This is a genomic window from Pseudarcicella hirudinis (assembly GCF_900115665.1).
Taxonomy (GTDB): domain Bacteria; phylum Bacteroidota; class Bacteroidia; order Cytophagales; family Spirosomataceae; genus Pseudarcicella; species Pseudarcicella hirudinis.
In genome coordinates this window covers 55206-72605 of record NZ_FOXH01000005.1, presented here as the reverse complement: position 1 = coordinate 72605, position 17400 = coordinate 55206, and the positions used below count along the sequence as shown (strand labels likewise).

The following is a 17400-nucleotide window of genomic DNA, read 5'->3' as shown; positions in this document are numbered from 1 at the left end:
ATCAGTGATAATGGTAAGAAATACAGTAATTTGTATAACGACATATCAGTTAACAGAGATGATTTTCGTATCTGCAAAAGTTCGGTTACTATTGTTTAACGCCGATACAATTATTGATGATCAAAATCAATGTTCTGAAAATCAGCCCGACTTGCTTAAGCTTAAATTAAATCGTTCCTCTTAAAAGCCCAGCGCCGACAAATGGAAGGTATTATTCGTTAACTATTTTTAAATCTAGATGAATTACATGCGTAAAGTCGGAAAAACTTTGCACTGGATGTTTTTTACTGCATTCCTGATTTGCAAGTTACCATCAACTATCCATTCACAGACAATCAGCCAGGAAAATCCTCCGGAAAGTGCCACCGTCAAGGCCGAAAAATTGGACAATGCAACCCTGGAAAATGTCATTCAATATGCTATCAAGCATCAACCTTTAATCCAGCAGTCTATTATAGATCAACGCATTACGGAAAATACCATTAAGAGTAAACTCGCAGACTGGTATCCTCAGATTAATTTCAACTACAATTTACAGCATAACTTTCTGGTCCAGACCAGTGTGATTGGCGGTAACCCTGTAAAACTAGGGGTTGACAATACTTCTGCGGCACAATTTTCACTTACCCAGAATATTTTCAATCGCGATGCCCTGTTAGCCAACCGCAGTCAGAATGATGTAAGATTGCAGGCAAGCCAGAATATTACCAATAATAAAATAGCCGTGGCTGCAAATGTTTCCAAAGCTTTTTATGCAGTTCTGGCCACCCGGCAGCAGATTTCAGTTTCTGAAGGAGATATTACCCGTCTTGAAAGAAGTCTGAAAGATGCAACGAATCAGTATAAAGCAGGAGCAACTGATAAGATCGACTTCAAAAGAGTAACAATTACACTTAATAATACCATGGCTACCAAGAAAAGCAATGAAGAGTTGCTGAAAGCCAGGGTTCAGAACCTGAAAAGCCTGATGGGTTATCCTGATTCTGAAGAATTGAAAATTGTGTATGATACCTTGCAAATGGACAGAGAGATTGAAGTTGATACCATGCAGCAGGTTGATTTCAGAACCAGAATTGAATACCAGCAGCTTGTTACATTGAAAAGACTTCGGGAAGCAGATCTGAAATATAACAAGTGGAGTTATCTTCCCAATGTGGCTATTAACGGGGCATACAACCTGAACTATCTAAACAATACTTTTTCAGATTTGTACACTAAAAATTATCCCAACTCATTCGCGGCACTTACTTTGTCGCTTCCGATTTTTCAGGGGGGAAAAAGAAAGGCAAATATCAACAATGCTGAATGGCAGCTCAAACGCCTTGAATGGGATGTCAATAATTTAAAGCTGAACGTCAGCTCGGAATATCAGCAGGCTTTGGCAACTTATAAGAGCAACCTTGCCGTTTATAGTTCTCAGAAGGAAAATATGGAATTGGCCAAAGAAGTATATGACCTTGTTCAGCTTCAATACAGATCTGGTATCAAAACCTATCTGGAAGTAATCACTTCAGAGACAGATCTCAGAACTGCAAGAATAAATTATTACAATGCACTTTATCTGGTACTTTCGAGTAAGGTAGATGTGCAAAAAGCATTGGGACAATTAAATTATTAACAGAAACCATCCAGATCATTATGTTTTTCAATACACTGAAACAATATACTATAGTAAGTTCTCTTTTCCTTTTAGCTTCCTGTGCAGACAAGAAGCCACAGCAGCAAATGCCGCAGGGTCCTCAGGCTGTTCCGGTAACACTTGAAGAGGTAAAAACAGCTGATGCTTCATATCAGGATGAATACCCGGCCACAGTAACGGCTTTGGATGTTGTAGAACTTCGTCCGCAGGTAAGCGGATTTGTAACCGGCGTTCATTTCAGCGACGGAGCAAGAGTACGTAAAGGACAATTGCTTTATTCAATTGATACACAGCTTTATGAAGCAAATTATGACCAGGCTGTAGCCAATCTTAAGGTTCAGGAAGCAAATCTGGTGAAAGCGCAGAAAGACGCTAACCGTTTCCATGAGCTTGAAAAAAATGATGCCGTTGCCAAACAATTGGTTGATAATGCAGATGCAGCACTTGAAGTGGCTAAAAAACAGGTTGAGGCAGCCAATGCCTCAATCAGAGGCGTGCAGACTAATGTCCGTTATACTAAAGTATTTGCTCCGTTTGACGGAACAATCGGCATTTCTGCGGTTAAAAAAGGTGCCGCAGTAACAGCTGGTCAGACGGTTTTAAATACAGTTTCAACCGATAACCAATTAGCGGTTGATTTTAATGTAGATCAAAAAGAAATTTATCATTTTGCCAGTTTATTGCAGAAAGGCCGTAGTTTGAATGATTCTACCTTTACACTTGCGTTTGGTAATGAAGTTTACCCTCATAACGGGAAAATTGTCCTGCTAGACAGAGCCGTTGATCCGCAAACCGGAACTATTAAAACCCGTTTGGTATTCCCGAATCCAAAGAATTTATTGAGATCAGGAATGACCGGAACGGTGAGAGTTCTCAACTCATCAAGCCAGGCGATTGTAATTCCTTACAAAGCAGTTTCTGAGCAATTGGGAGAATACTTTGTATATGTGCCGGGTGATAGCAGCAAGGTAAGCCAGCGCAGGGTTTCATTGGGTACAGCAATCGGAACTAATATTATTGTGAAAAACGGATTAAAAGGAGGAGAGAAGATTGTGGTGGAAGGAATCCAGAACCTGAGAGAAGGATCAGTTATTACAACTGCTGATCCGGCTGCAGCAGCGTCTGCCGCTCCTAAAAAATAGATATTTCCTGAATTCTCTAAGGTTTTAAAATTATTATAAGATAGATCAAAATGATAGCAGATGTTTTTATAAAAAGACCGATAACGGCAATCGTTACCTCCGTCGTAATTGTTTTGGTAGGTATAATTGCCCTTACCACTTTACCCGTTTCACAATATCCGGATATTACACCTCCAACCGTTACTATTTCCGGTATTTTTACCGGGGCTGATGCCCAAACCGTTGAGCAGACTACTACAACGGCCATTGAAACCCAGGTTAACGGTACTCCCGGAATGACCTATATGTCGAGTAACAGTACCAGTAGCGGTCAGAGTAGTATCAACGTATCTTTTGATGTCGGAACAAATGTAGATATTGCAGCACTTGATGTGCAGAACCGGGTGAGTGTAGCTCAGCCTACTTTACCGGATGTTGTAAAACGTTTGGGTCTGACAGTAAGAAAGAGAACACCGAGTATTATGATGGCTCTTGCCATTTACTCGCCAAACGGAACGCACGATTCTAAGTTTATCGGTAACTATGCCAATATTTACCTGAAAGATGCCTTGCAAAGGGTAAAAGGAGTTGGGGATATTGTTACAAGAGGGGATGATTTCGGGATGAGAATCTGGTTGAATCCTGAGAAACTGGCGGCGTTGAAAATGAACCCAAGCGATGTTTCGGCAGCGCTGGCAGAACAAAACCTTCAGATTGCAGCAGGTACAGTCGGGGGAAACCCACAGCCTTCTGCGCAGGCTTTTGAATACAGTGTGCTGACAAACAGCCGTTTGAATACAAAGCAGCAGTTTGAAGACATTATTATCCGCTCTTCTCCAAACAATGGAAGCATCGTTTACCTGAAAGATGTGGCAAGGGTTGAACTTGGTAAGTTTGACTATGGCGTAAATGCCTTTGTATCAGGAAAGCCTGCGGCATTTGTATTGCTTTACCTCGCTCCGGGTGCTAATGCACTTGATACCTATGATGGTGTAAATAAGGCTTTAGCCCAAATGAGAAAGAATTTTCCGAAAGACATTGACTATTCTGTGCCTTTGGAATCAGCTACAGTAGTGAAAGTGTCTATCAATGAGGTAGTTCATACATTGGTGGAGGCTTTGATACTCGTAATTTTAGTAGTATTCCTGTTCTTACAGAACTGGCGGGCAACTTTGATTCCGATTCTTGCGATTCCGGTATCTTTGATAGGTACGTTTATTCTGTTTATTCCGTTCGGTTTTACCATTAATACCTTGACACTCTTTGCCTTTGTATTAGCAATTGGTATTGTAGTGGATGATGCGATTGTGGTAGTGGAGGCTGTTCAGCATAATATGGATGAACATAACCTTTCTCCGAAAGATGCTACAATTAAGGCGATGAAAGAGATTTCAGGCCCGGTAATTGCCATTGCCCTGATTCTTGCAGCGGTATTTGTTCCGGTAAGTTTTGTACCGGGTATTGTAGGTCGTTTGTATCAGCAATTTGCGATAACTATTGCAGTTTCAGTGATTTTGTCAGCATTTGTGGCACTTTCATTAACACCGGCTTTGTGTACAATTTTGCTGAAACCTTCGAAAGCAAAAGATGCCCGTAAAAATCTGCTGGAGAAATTCTTTGATGCTTTTAACGAAAGATTCGAGAAAATCTCTCATGCTTATACCAGAGGTGTAGCAAAATGGATTAAAGCAACTCCATTAGTACTTGTGATGATGGTTTGTCTGTTCGTAGGACTTTTCTTCCTGTTCAAAGCTAAGCCTACCGGATTTATCCCTACAGAAGATGAAGGCCGTTTATATGTAACTTACGAAATGCCTGAAGCTACTTCAACCAGCAGAAACGTTGCATTGTTTAAGACAATCATGAAGCGTATCGAAGCAATTCCTGAAGTGAGAGTGGTTGGTGGTATTGCCGGATTGAACGTAGTAAGTTTTTCAAACAAAGTAAACGTAGGTACTTTTTTCGTTAACTTAAAACCATGGGATGACCGTAAAGGTAAAGAACACCATGTACAGAGTGTAATTGCCCAGATCCAGAAAAGTACTTCAGATATCAAGGAAGCAAGGATCCTGGCAATTGCTCCTCCTGCAATTCCGGGTTTGGGTCAGACGGCAGGTTTTACATTCGAATTACAGCAGACCACCAGTACAGATAATATTCAGCAATTTGAAAAGGTGGCACGCAAATTCCTTGGTGCTGTAAACCAGCGCCCGGAAATAGGAATGGCTTATACATTCTTTAGCACCCGTACTCCAAGTTATCAGATTGATGTTAACAGAGATCAGGCGAAAAAACAGGGCGTTCAGATTTCTGATGTTTTCGGAACACTTTCTACTTTATTAGGTAGTTCTTATGTGAATGACTTTACGCTTTACGGAAGAAATTTCCGTGTAATGGTTCAGGCTGACAGTAGTTTCCGTACTTCTCTGGATAAAATTGAGAAATTCTATGTTCGCAACAGCGCCGGGAATATGATTCCGCTGAAATCCCTGGTAACAAGTAAGGTAGTGGAAAACCCAGCCCTGATTTCTCACTATAACGTTTACCGTTCGATAGAAATCAACGGAGTTCCGAAACCGGGCTTCAGTTCCGGTCAGGCGATTAATGCTTTGAAAGAAGTGGCAGCTACCACTTTGCCAACCGGTTATGGATATGAATTCTCCGGAATGAGTAGTGAAGAGATTAAAGCAGGAGATAGTACCATAACTATTTTTGCGATTTCAATTGTCTTTGTATTCCTCTTCCTCGCTGCATTGTATGAAAGCTGGTCGATTCCGTTCTCAGTATTGTTCGCTGTTCCTATCGGAGCATTTGGCTCAATCCTGACGCTGACCTTATTACCAAACTTGTCTAACAATATTTATGCCCAGATTGGTTTAATTACCCTGATTGGTCTGGCTGCCAAAAATGCCATTCTGATTGTAGAATTTGCCAAAGAGCGTGTTGATAAAGGAATGGATTTAATACAGGCAACGCTGGAAGCAGTCCAGCTTCGTCTGAGACCAATTATTATGACATCTCTTGCATTTATTCTTGGAGTATTGCCGTTGGCTTTTGCTTCAGGTGCTGCTGCAGAATCACGGAAAACAATTGGCTGGACGGTATTCGGTGGTATGCTTGCAGCAACTTCACTGGCTATATTTGTAGTGCCGGTGCTTTTTGTAGTAATTGAAAAAATAGCTTACAGAAGAAAGCTTAAGAAAGCAAAAGAAGCTCTGGAAGGTGCTTAGATTCTGAAAATGCCTTTTATAAGCAAAAAGCGGATAGGGTTTTATGACCTTATCCGCTTTTTGTCTGATAGCCTTTCCTGATATAGAAGAAAGCATCATTTTGTTTCTTTCCCGGCAATTTTTTTCTCAATCCTCGAATCCGGGATGAACCAGATTACAGCTACGAGGGTGTAGATACAGATGCTAATCTGAGAATTGAAAAAAGAAATGAAAACGCCTGTGAAATAGCAGCATAAAGATAAAATTCCCTTCCAGCCCTTTCCCACTGCCTGACTGAGAGCGGAGTTCTTCCCGGCATGTTTTATCAATAACTTCGATAAAATAGTATAGGCTATCGCATTCATTATGAGCACAATTCCATAAAACATGACGGGTGTTTTGGCAAAATGATTTTCGCCCATCCATCCGGTTACAAACGGAATCAAAGACAGCCAGAAAAGTAAATGAAGATTTGCCCATAAAACTGCTCCGTTAACGGACTGCACAGCATGCATCATGTGATGATGATTATTCCAGTAAATACCGATGTAAACAAAACTGAGTACATAACTCATAAAAACCGGAATGACCGGAATGATAGAACTCAGGCTGTTACCATGAGGAACTTTCATTTCCAGTACCATAATTGTTAAAATAATAGCTAAGACACCATCGCTGAATGCCTCTAGGCGACCTTTTCCCATTGATGTAATTGATATAGATTGAAATTGACGATTGTTTTGACAAAACTAAGAAAATTAAGAAGTGGATTGAAATACAGCACCGGAAAATAAAAAATGATAATCTGCTCTGTTACAGGATTTTGTAAAGCACAGGTTTGTGCATTCTCCTTTCACCGATTTCTGATGGCCTTTCGTCGGTTTCATCACAGGGCATATCTCTGTAAATAATAGTTTTGGATTGTCTGAAATGATGAATTCTAAAATTATTTCCCCTAAACGGAGGCTGAATCGCTTCCCTGACCTATGAAAAAGAAACTAATCCTATTACTTATTATGGCTGGATTTATATGGATTCAGTCCTGTAGTAAAACAAAAGAGGTTACACCTGTTCCGCCAACTGTGGAAATTGCAGCAGTTTCGGAATTAACAATCAATTCTGCACGCTTTAACGGACAGATTTCCAACTCAGGAAATCAGGATATTTCTGATTACGGTTTTGTTTATTCTGAAAGCAATGCTGCTCCGACGCTGAGTGATGCAAAGGTTTCACACGGAGCTGTGAGTCAGGGTACTCCTACACCTGTTACTATTTCTGATCAGATTCAAAGTCTTAAAACCGGGACGACTTATAATGTCCGGGCTTATGCTGTTATTGCTTCCGGGCCGGTTTACAGTTCTTCAGTAAGTTTTAAGACCTCGGATCTTGTACAGGGAACACTCAGTACAGACGGATCAACTGGTGTTACTATTTTCACCGCAAAACTTCAGGCAACGATTAAGAGTAAAGGGACATATAATATTTCGGAATACGGCATCTGCTGGTCTTCTTCTAACCCCAACCCTGTAACTTCCGACCCGAAAGGAACCATATCGGGGAGTCCTGCCTCTTTTCCTGCTGCATTCAGCGTTGATGCTACAAATCTTACTGCTAATACTACCTATAATTTCAGGGCATATTTCATCTCAAACGGTGTAACAACTTATGGGAATACGCTTAGTTTTAAAACCTCCCCGCTTCCTGTCCTGATTAATTTCTGGAAAAAACTGACTGATTTCGGGGGCTCTGCCAGATTCGGAGCAATTGCTTTCTCGATCGGGACAAAAGGTTATGTAGGTTTAGGTACAACCACTGGTTATAGCACTATTTTCAAGGATTTATGGGAATACAATCCTGATAATGATGTCTGGACACAAAAGGCAGATTATGCCGGAGGAACCATGTGTTATGGAATTGCTTATGCGGCTAATTTCAAAGGATATGTTGGTTTGGGTTATACCAGCAAAACTGAAACCCGGACACCTTCTATGTATGAGTATAACCCTTTGAGCAATGTCTGGGCGCAAAAGAATCCGATAAGAAGAGGTAATGGCGGGATTGCAGAGTCGGGATATTTCGGAATAGGCAATAAGGTTTACACAGTAGGAGGAAATGGCACCGACGGAAAAGAATGCTGGTCTTACGACACCGGTACAGACACATGGGTACAGGAGAGGAGCCTGCCGGGAACTGCCCGTAAGAATCCTGCTGCTTTGACAATTGATAATAAAGGTCTGATTGTCGGAGGGTATGATGGCAATAATGTATTGGGAGATGTATGGTCATTTGATCCTGCTTCCAGAGCAGGCTGGAATCAGGAAAGTAATTTCCCGGGGGGAGCAAGAACGGGTGCTATTGGTTTGGGAATTGAAGGAAAAGGATATGTAGGGATGGGTCTGAAAAGTACCGGAGAGTTCCTCAGTGATTTTTATGAATACGATATGTCGAAAGCAACCTGGACTAAAAAAGCGGATTTTTCTGAAGGAAGAGCTGTTGCTGCCGGATTTGTACTGAACAGGAAAATCTATCTGGGAACAGGCTTAAGCAGCGGAATCCGCAAAGACTGGTATATTTATAACCCTTAATTTATCAATGACAGATATTACACGGAAGTGTTTGCAGAGGATTTCCGTGTAATATCTTTTAAAATAGTACTGCGTATGAAAAGAAGCTTCATGAAATCAATGGTATTTTCAGTGCTATTAATAACTGCTCACTATTCAGCTTTTTCTAAACTCAGTGCCCTTTCCGGTTCTCCTGAAATTCTGGTGAAAATTATTAAAACCGAAACCGGATGGGGTTATGATGTTTATGTAAACGGAAAAATGAAAGTTCATCAGCCTCACATTCCAGTTGTAACCGGGTTGAATGGTTTTAAATCTCGGAGAGATGCTAAAGCAGTAGGAAAGCTGGTGAAGCAAAAGATCCGGAAAGGGCTGATCCCTCCTTCAGTTTCCCGTAAAGAACTTGATAGCCTGAAAGTGGTACTGAAATAAATAATAAACCTGGTTCTTTTTGGAATTGTTTGAATTTCATAATTTTGTTTTATGAAACCAGAAACGATACAGGACTTTTATTTCCGGCATTCTCTTCCTGAAAAAGCCGGAGTTTTTGCCGATACCAAAACCAAAAGTCATTTCAATGTGTATCGCCGGGAGGATTTCTGCGGTAGAAATGCTACGCCGTATAACAGAAGAGATTTTTATAAGATTTCCCTGATTATTGGTACCGGTGTACTTTATTATGCCGATAAAGGCATAGAAATCAACAGCCCGGCCTTACTTTTTTCCAATCCTGTTATTCCTTATTCCTGGGAACCCCGCTCAGCATCTCAAAAAGGGTATTTTTGCCTTTTTACTGAAGATTTTGTCAATGAAAATACCCGTCTTTTAAGTATTTCAGAATCAACTCTGTTTAAAATAGGAGGGAATCCTGTCTTTTTTCCGGAAGACCGGCAAGTTGATTCCATCTGTGAAATTTTCGGTAAAATGATGGCTGAAAATGAATCTGAATACATTTATAAACTGGATCTGATTCGTAATTATGTGCATCTGCTTATTCATGAAGCCCTTAAGTTGCAACCTGCGGATAATTATTTCAGACATGCGAATGCCTCTTCCAGAATTGCCGGTTTATTTATAGAATTGCTAGAAAGACAATTTCCCATAGATACACCTGGTCATGTACTGAATTTTAAAACAGCTGCCGACTATGCTGCGAAATTATCTGTGCATGTCAATCATTTGAACCGTGCGGTAAAAGAAGTTACCGGAAAAACGACTACAGAACATATTGCAGAAAGAATTGTACATGAAGCAAAAGCTTTGCTGAAACATACCGACTGGAATGTTGCAGAAGTAGCCTACAGTCTGGGATTTGAAAATCCGGCTTATTTTAATAATTTCTTCAAGAAACAAACCAGTCTGACCCCAAAGTCATTTCGGTAGCCTGTTTGATTTTTATAGTATTTGGTTTGAAAACTGTAAGACATTCTCTAATAATACCCGATAACTTTGCTTCATCAAATAATCAGAAAAATATGGAATACAGAACCTTAGGAAATTCAGAAGAAAAATTATCGGCCATTGGTCTTGGCTGCATGGGAATGAGTCATGCGTACGGAAGTCTGGACAATGAAGAATCAATGGCAACTTTACATAAAGCCCTTGATTTGGGTATTAATTTCTGGGATACTGCCGATATGTACGGCAACGGATTGAATGAAGAATTACTTTCAAATGTTTTAGTGCCAAACCGGGATAAAGTTTTTATTGCTACCAAATTTGGTTTCAGGTGGAGAGAAAACGGAACCAACTATTTTGACGGTTCTCCTGACTATATGAAAACTGCGGTAGAAAAGAGCTTAAAACGTTTGAAAACTGACACAATTGATTTGTATTACGCTCACCGGATTGATCCGAATGTTCCGGTTGAAGATATGGTTGGTGCTATGGCCGGACTGGTAAAAGAAGGGAAAGTCAGGTATCTGGGCCTGTCTGAAGCTTCTCCTGCTTCAATTCGTAAAGCACATGCCGTTCATCCGATTTCTGCGCTGCAAAGTGAATATTCTATTTTGACAAGAGACGTGGAAAAAGAAATCCTGGCTACCGTAAGAGAGCTGGGTATCTCACTAGTTCCTTATAGTCCGCTTGCCAGGGGTTTGGTTACAGCTACTGTTACAGATCTTAATCAGCTGGCAGAAAATGATTTCAGAAGAACTCTGCCAAGATTTAACGGAGACAACTGGTCTGATAACCAGAAACTGGCAGAAGGTTTTGCGGCATTGGCCAATGATAAAAACTGTAAACCTTCTCAGCTGGCAATTGCCTGGGTTCTGGCTCAGGGAGAAGATATCATTCCGATTCCGGGTACTAAAAAGAGAAAATACCTCGAAGAAAATGCCGGAGCAATTGATGTTAAATTGAATGCGGACGATTTAGCGGCAATCGAAGAACTTCTGATAAAATATCCGGTTAAAGGTGAGCGCTACAGTGAAGGAGCGTTAAAAATGGTGAACAATTAATTTCCCAGATCCGATTGATTCAGTAAAGATTAGAGCAGTAACCTCCTTTTGAAATTCAAATGGAGGTTGCTGACTTTATACACTTGTCCTGAATTATTCAGGAGCAACCGGAGAATCTTTTTGAACAATTGGCCATACTCCCGGAGTAGGAACACTTACACCCTTAGTAGAGCCACGTAAGTTATTATCAGGACCAAAGTAATAAAGCGGCCAGCCTTTATAAGTAAGTTGTACTTTATCCTGCACTTTGATAGTTCCAAACAATGTTTTATCCAGATTAGACGGAACATCCTTTAAATCAGTAGTATAGATCGGCCAGGTAGCGTTGTTACTGAAATCTGCTTTGGTATAATTGTTTTTACCTTTCTTGTCTTTGGCGAACGCATACAATGTTTTGCCGTAGTCATCTACAAAATACTGTGTGTCTCCTGTTCCTTCTTTGTATTGAGAAGTATATTGCTTTCCATCATTTCCAACCAGTTGTGTGTTGGATAACATGATAGAATAAGATGTTTTAGCGACAAACCATACACCGTTTACATTTTCACCTTTCACATCTCCGGCACTGGCATCAGATTTAAAATAATACAACGGCCAGCCTTTATAGGTAATTTGTTTCTTGCCATCAGTACGGGTAATTGAGCTGAAATCTGCTGCATTCAGAGAGGCATCAAGACGAGGATTATCTACTGAGAAAACAGGCCAGGTATCCGTACATCCACCGGTGCAGACTGAAGTGCCGTTTGCATCTTTTGTGAAGAAATAGAGTGTTTTGCCATTTCCGTCCGTCAGCACTTTTCCTAAAGAAGAATCTTTTACTGTAACATCAACACTTGGCTGGCTTGGCTGCGGCTGAGCGCTGTCATTTTTGCAACCTGTAGCTATATTCAACAGAAAGCTAAAGGTAAGAATAGAGGTTAATAAGGTACGCTGGTTTCTCATGATTATAAAATTTAAGAGTTTGAAAATTTATTAATGCGATTTGAAGCCTAATACGAGAATACCCAAATCGGGGTTGCGTGAGGAATGGAAAAAAAAGATTGCTGAATGATGATGTATTTGAAAAGTACTATTTGATTTTAAATGAATTTTAAGAGGTTTTAAAGCCACTTAAGACAGAATTTTCTTTGAAAAAGGTTGTTGATGAGGTTTAAAGAGTGAGTGAAGTCAATCCTGAAATGCTTGAAATATGAATAAAAAAGCACAAAATTAATTTTTGTATAAAAAATAATCGTTAAAAATTTTGTATTTTATATTAAAAATTATTCATTTGTAATCAATATGCTACCTTTATCAATAAACCAAATTAAACTTCTCTTTTCTATGAAATCAAAATTGACTACCCTTGGACTCTCTGCGCTTACTTTTTTCGCAGTGTCCTGTTCTGATGTGAAGCTTGAAGAACAAAATGAATCTCCGAAACAAACAGATGCCGTATCTTCTTTAAGTACAAATCCAAGAGGCTGTGCCACAATGGATGTATTTAATACTCAATTGAAAGCTGATGCTTCGCTTCAGCAGAGAATGGATGAAATTGAGAGACAGACCTATAACTTTGCTGTTAAACAAAAAAGCAGCAGGGTAGGGCTGACCGGGACGATTACCATACCTGTTGTGGTAAATGTAATATATAAAACTGCTGCCCAGAATATAAGTCAGGCTCAGATCCAATCGCAGATAGATGTGCTCAATAAAGACTTTTCAGCAACTAATACCGATGTAAGTCTTACCCCCACACCGTTTGCTCCCCTGGTTTCTAATTTTGAACTGAAATTTGTCCTGGCAGGAGTCGTGAGAAAACAATCCAGCAAAACTTCCTGGGGCACTGCTGATGCCATGAAAAGCTCTTCCAGCGGAGGAATTGATGCTACCAGCCCTACCACAAACCTTAATATCTGGGTTTGTAATATCGGAGGAGGAATACTGGGATATGCACAGTTTCCGGGTGGAGCTCCTGCCACTGACGGTGTAGTGATTTCTCCGACTTATTTTGGTAATACCGGAAGTGTTACGGCTCCTTTCGATAAAGGCAGAACGGCAACACATGAAATCGGCCACTGGCTGAATCTTCGTCATATCTGGGGCGATTCCAATTGCGGTAATGATTTAGTAGCCGATACGCCTACTCAGCAAACCTCAAATTTTGGCTGTCCTGCTTTCCCGCATGTTACCTGCAGCAATGGTGCTAACGGGGATTTGTTTATGAACTACATGGATTATGTAAATGATGCTTGTATGTTTATGTTTACAGCCGGACAAAAAACCAGAACCAGAGCGATATTTCAGGCAGGCGGAGCGCGAGCCAGCTTTAATCCTTAAAATAATTGGGTAGCATATCCGGCAAGATTGCATCAGATATTAATTACCGGTGCAATCTTGCTGTTATATATGAAGGCGTTTCGTTTAAATTTACCTCATTATACTGAAAATTATGAAAACCTTGTTATTAACCTGTTTACTTCTGTTTACCCTGAAAGCTGAAAACGGAAATATTCTGTCGGTTGAAATCTCCTTTAAAACAAGGGGAACCAGTAAAATAATAGTGATTGACAAGAGTAAAATGCTCTATTCTTTAAATGAGGAGGTAAAAACATTTCATTTAAAAGATGCTCAATGGAAAAAAGTGTTTAATGCTGCTGCAAAATTACCTCCCGGAAAAATAAGCAGTATAAAAGGTGAATCAGATAAACAGCAGGTTGATGCTGCTTTCATGACCCAAATCACCATCAGAACGGAAAAGAAAACCTATTCTTCCGTAATGTTTGATGATTCTAATCCTCCCCGGGAATTCACCGGACTTATCAATTCAATAAAGAATATTTTGTCCGAATTCGGATCAGATCTCTGATCCTTATTTATATAATTAAACTGCCATAAAGACCTTCCTTCTTCAGCAGAAAATCTGCTGTTCTCCTCTCCTGGTTTTCCTTTAGGAGCACTCTTCTGAACGGGCTTTTTCCGGACTTAAGTTCTACTCAGTTTTTTATAGTTTTATTCCGTTTCAGGTTAGATTTTACGTCGTAAAGAGCCATGAAAATTTGCGATAATTGCCGGAAATTTGCGGAAATAACGTCAAATCTGGTTTATACTGTTCTATCATAAAATCGAATCGTAAATTCTTTCCATTTTTTCAAACGTTTGCAAAAAATTGCAAACGCTTGCATCTAAATAGGAAGATTTCTATACTTTTTATTAAAAAATCAATAACCTAATTTGTCTTCGGAATTTAAATATTTAGGAAAGTCCTGAAATCTAACCATGAGAAACTAACCTTCAATTATTGTCCAAACAAAAATTCAGATTTTATGAAAAACACTTTTATTTGCAAGATCGGCGGAGCAACAATTTGCTACTTTCTGATTCAAATTCTTCTGGCAAATAGTCTTTACGCCAGGAGCAATTCAAATCCGGTTTCGGAGGGTAACGGGGGCGAAAATTTTAAACTTTCCGGCAATTTTCTGAAAGAAATTGAGATCACAGGAAAGGTAGTTACTGAGGGTGGCAATGAAGGATTGCCAGGTGTGAATATTTTAGTAGAAGGAAGTAAAACCGGAACCTCTACTAATGTGAATGGTGAATTTAAAATTAAAGCTCCATCAGATGGGGTATTGATTTTTACCTATGTGGGTTATATCACCCAGAAAGTACAGGTAAATAACCGTGGGGTGATTAATGTAAGTCTGGTAACTGATACCAAAGCTTTGAATGAGGTAATCGTTGTAGGTTACGGTACCCAGTCAAGAAAGAACCTCATCAGTGCCATTACTACGGTAAAACCTGAAGATCTGAACAGAGGTGCTATTACCGATGTAGGTCAGTTGATGCAGGGAAAGGTTCCGGGCCTGAATATCTCTGCCAGTGGGGATCCTAACAGACCTGCAGCTGTAGTGTTGAGAGGAGCTTCCACGCTTAACAGCTCGCAAGGGCCTTTTTATGTAATTGATGGCGTACCGGGAGCAGATATTTCAACCATCGCTCCGGACGATGTCGCTTCAATTGAAGTATTAAAAGATGCTGCTGCTACTGCTATTTATGGAAACCGTGCAGCCAACGGGGTAATTATGGTTACCACAAAGAGAGGTAAAAAAGGAGAAATGCAGGTAACATATCACGGATATGTTGGTTTGGAAAATGTGTCAAATCAATTGAAAATGATGGATGCCAGCCAATTGAGAAGCTTTCTGGCGAAAAACGGACAATCATTTTCTCCGAAAGATGACTTAGGTGCTGATACTAACTGGCAGACTTCTGCACAGAAAAGTACCGCAACTTCACACAACCACAATATCTCTTTCAGCGGAGGTTCTGATCACGGGACTTACAGCGCAAGTATCAACTATGTAGAAAAACAAGGTATTCTTCAGTCAAGTGCATTGACGAGAGTAATAGCACGTCTGGCCATTGAGCAGTATGCCCTGAATGATAAAGTGAAATTCGGCCTGTTTGTGACAAATTCCAATAGCAGTGCAGATAACGTTCCATTGAGAAATAACGTTTTGTTGCAGAGCGTGAACCACTTACCCGTTTCTCCAATCCTGAATGCAGATGGTTCTTATTATGAGAACTTTACCAACACCGGGTATTTTAACCCGGTAGCAATGGTAAATCATGCCAAGGATAACACCAAGACGAATAACCTGATCGGAGCGTTTAAAACGCAGATTAAATTACCATTTGGTTTAACATATGATTTGAATCTTTCCTATCAGAACTCTACCTCATTGCATGGAGAGTCTTACGACAGTTACTATACACAATACAACAGCGCAAACTTTTATAACAACCCTGAGCCTCCTGCGGTACACTCAATCCTGAACTTCGGTACGAATGGTTCTGCTTTGAGAAATACTTACCAGAACACCAGCAAAATTCTTGAAACATTCCTGACATGGAACAGAGAATTTGGTGATCACTCGATTAATGCTGTGATCGGATATTCATGGCAGGGTAATGTCTTCGGAGACGGATTCCAGGCTTCAAGTACCAATTTCCCGGTTGACAATATCGGTTATAACAACTTCGCACTAAGTAATCCGTATGCTATTCCTTCTTACAGAGTGAATTTTGGCCCGGATGGTGTGTATCAGGAAACCCGATTGATTTCTGATTTTGCCAGATTAAACTATAATTACAAGGATAAATATCTCTTTCAGGGTTCTATCAGAAGAGATGGCAGTTCAGTTTTCGGAGCGAATAATCAATGGGGTTATTTCCCCTCTGTCGGCGTAGCATGGAGAATAAATCAGGAAGGTTTTATGCAGAATCAGGACATTTTTACCGATTTGAAACTCAGAGCGAGTTATGGTGTGACTGGTAACTCTTCAGGTTTTAATGCCTATACAGCTCAATTTATATCAGGTAGTTTGGGAACATACTATTATAATGGAGTGCAGACTGCTTCATACGGACCGGTACAGGCTACGAACCCGAATTTGCAGTGGGAAAAAACAGCTACTACGAACTTAGGGGTTGACTTCACTATCCTGAAAGGAAAATTGAATGGTTCAATTGAGGTGTATGATAAAAACACTACCGGAATGATCTACGGATATAAAGTTGACCCGATTCTGGTTCCGGTTGGTAATATTACTGCCAACGGTGGTAGTATGAATAACAAAGGTATTGAACTTACTTTAGGGGCAACACCTGTTAAAACGGGTAATTTCTCCTGGACAACCAGTATCAACCTGGCACATAATGCCAATAAAATTACCAGCCTGACTAACCCCTTATTCATCGGCGGAGACTCTGTGAGAATCACACAACCGGAAGGAGGAGGACAAACCGGTAGTTCTTTGCAGATTCTTAAAGCCGGAATGCCGCTTGGCCAGTTCTTTACTTTAGAATATGCCGGCAAAAATGAAAATGGTGTTTCTCAATATCTGGACCGCAACGGTAAACTTACTACTACTCCGGCAATTGGTGTTGACTACAAGTATATGGGTGATCCGCAGCCAAAATTGTTGTTAGGCTGGACCAACACATTCAGATTAGGCAATTTTGACATGAATGTATTCATAAGAGGCGTTTTTGGAAACAAAATTTTCAATGCAACCCGTGCGGATTTGTTCAGACCGAGTACTGCTCAATACAGTAATATTCTGACAGAAGTAGCAGATGAGTCTGTGAAAGATGTAAATGCTTATAAATATTCATCCCGCTTCATCGAAGATGGAAGTTATGTCCGTCTTGACAACGCAACGCTTGGATATACTTTCAAAAAATTCAATCAATATGTGAAAACACTGAGAGTTTATGCCTCAGTAAACAATGCATTTATTATTACAGGTTACAAAGGAATAGATCCTGAGGTGAATCAGGGTGGTATAGCTCCGGGCGTAGATTCGAATAACTTCTATCCGAAAACCCGTACCATTTTATTTGGGGTTAATTTATCATTCTAAAAAT

The 17400-nt window shown here is 40.2% G+C and carries 12 protein-coding genes; 10 read left to right on the top strand and 2 right to left on the bottom strand.

What is annotated here, in order from left to right; translation table 11 throughout:
• Positions 1–247: 247 nt before the first annotated feature.
• From BM179_RS10290 to BM179_RS10280, 3 genes are read left to right on the top strand one after another with little or no spacing between them, the layout of a single operon-like run.
• Complete coding sequence (locus BM179_RS10290) at positions 248–1618, top strand: TolC family protein (RefSeq protein WP_229632935.1); 1371 nt, start codon at positions 248–250, stop codon at positions 1616–1618.
• A 20-nt stretch (positions 1619–1638) separates the two neighbouring features.
• Positions 1639–2781, top strand: coding sequence for an efflux RND transporter periplasmic adaptor subunit (locus BM179_RS10285; RefSeq protein WP_092016353.1), 1143 nt, complete (start codon positions 1639–1641; stop codon positions 2779–2781).
• Between the two features lie 50 nt (positions 2782–2831).
• A complete protein-coding gene (locus tag BM179_RS10280; protein WP_092016350.1) occupies positions 2832–5990 on the top strand; it encodes an efflux RND transporter permease subunit in 3159 nt (1052 codons plus the stop codon).
• Positions 5991–6085: 95 nt separating this feature from the next.
• Here the strand turns inward: BM179_RS10280 and BM179_RS10275 are convergent, their stop codons facing one another.
• Positions 6086–6673: a TMEM175 family protein gene (locus BM179_RS10275; RefSeq protein ID WP_092016346.1), complete on the bottom strand. Its 588-nt coding sequence runs from the start codon at positions 6671–6673 to the stop codon at positions 6086–6088.
• 312 nt (positions 6674–6985) lie between these two features.
• On the opposite strand from BM179_RS10275, the gene BM179_RS10270 reads away from it, so the two are divergent.
• The 4 genes from BM179_RS10270 to BM179_RS10255 all read left to right on the top strand — a co-directional run bounded on the left by BM179_RS10270 (position 6986) and on the right by BM179_RS10255 (position 10992).
• Positions 6986–8554, top strand: a complete 1569-nt coding sequence (locus tag BM179_RS10270; RefSeq protein ID WP_218159197.1) for a Kelch repeat-containing protein — start codon at positions 6986–6988, stop codon at positions 8552–8554.
• Positions 8555–8629: 75 nt separating this feature from the next.
• Positions 8630–8965 (top strand): DUF4907 domain-containing protein, encoded by a 336-nt coding sequence (locus BM179_RS10265; protein ID WP_092016340.1) that lies wholly within the window; start codon positions 8630–8632, stop codon positions 8963–8965.
• A 51-nt stretch (positions 8966–9016) separates the two neighbouring features.
• Positions 9017–9916 (top strand): helix-turn-helix domain-containing protein, encoded by a 900-nt coding sequence (locus BM179_RS10260; RefSeq protein ID WP_092016337.1) that lies wholly within the window; start codon positions 9017–9019, stop codon positions 9914–9916.
• 92 nt (positions 9917–10008) lie between these two features.
• The gene (locus BM179_RS10255) at positions 10009–10992 is read left to right on the top strand and encodes an aldo/keto reductase (RefSeq protein WP_092016334.1); all 984 of its coding nucleotides are present in this window, start codon (positions 10009–10011) and stop codon (positions 10990–10992) included.
• Positions 10993–11085: 93 nt separating this feature from the next.
• Here the strand turns inward: BM179_RS10255 and BM179_RS10250 are convergent, their stop codons facing one another.
• A complete protein-coding gene (locus BM179_RS10250; RefSeq protein ID WP_092016330.1) occupies positions 11086–11934 on the bottom strand; it encodes a hypothetical protein in 849 nt (282 codons plus the stop codon).
• Positions 11935–12315: 381 nt separating this feature from the next.
• Between BM179_RS10250 and BM179_RS10245 the strand changes: the two genes are divergently transcribed.
• The 3 genes from BM179_RS10245 (at position 12316) to BM179_RS10235 (ending at position 17396) form a co-directional block, all read left to right on the top strand.
• On the top strand, positions 12316–13311 hold the full coding sequence (locus BM179_RS10245; protein ID WP_092016327.1) for a zinc metalloprotease: 996 nt from the start codon (positions 12316–12318) through the stop codon (positions 13309–13311).
• A 112-nt stretch (positions 13312–13423) separates the two neighbouring features.
• Positions 13424–13840, top strand: a complete 417-nt coding sequence (locus BM179_RS10240; protein ID WP_092016324.1) for a hypothetical protein — start codon at positions 13424–13426, stop codon at positions 13838–13840.
• A gap of 457 nt (positions 13841–14297) precedes the next feature.
• Positions 14298–17396, top strand: a complete 3099-nt coding sequence (locus BM179_RS10235; RefSeq protein ID WP_092016321.1) for a SusC/RagA family TonB-linked outer membrane protein — start codon at positions 14298–14300, stop codon at positions 17394–17396.
• Positions 17397–17400 lie beyond the last annotated feature (4 nt).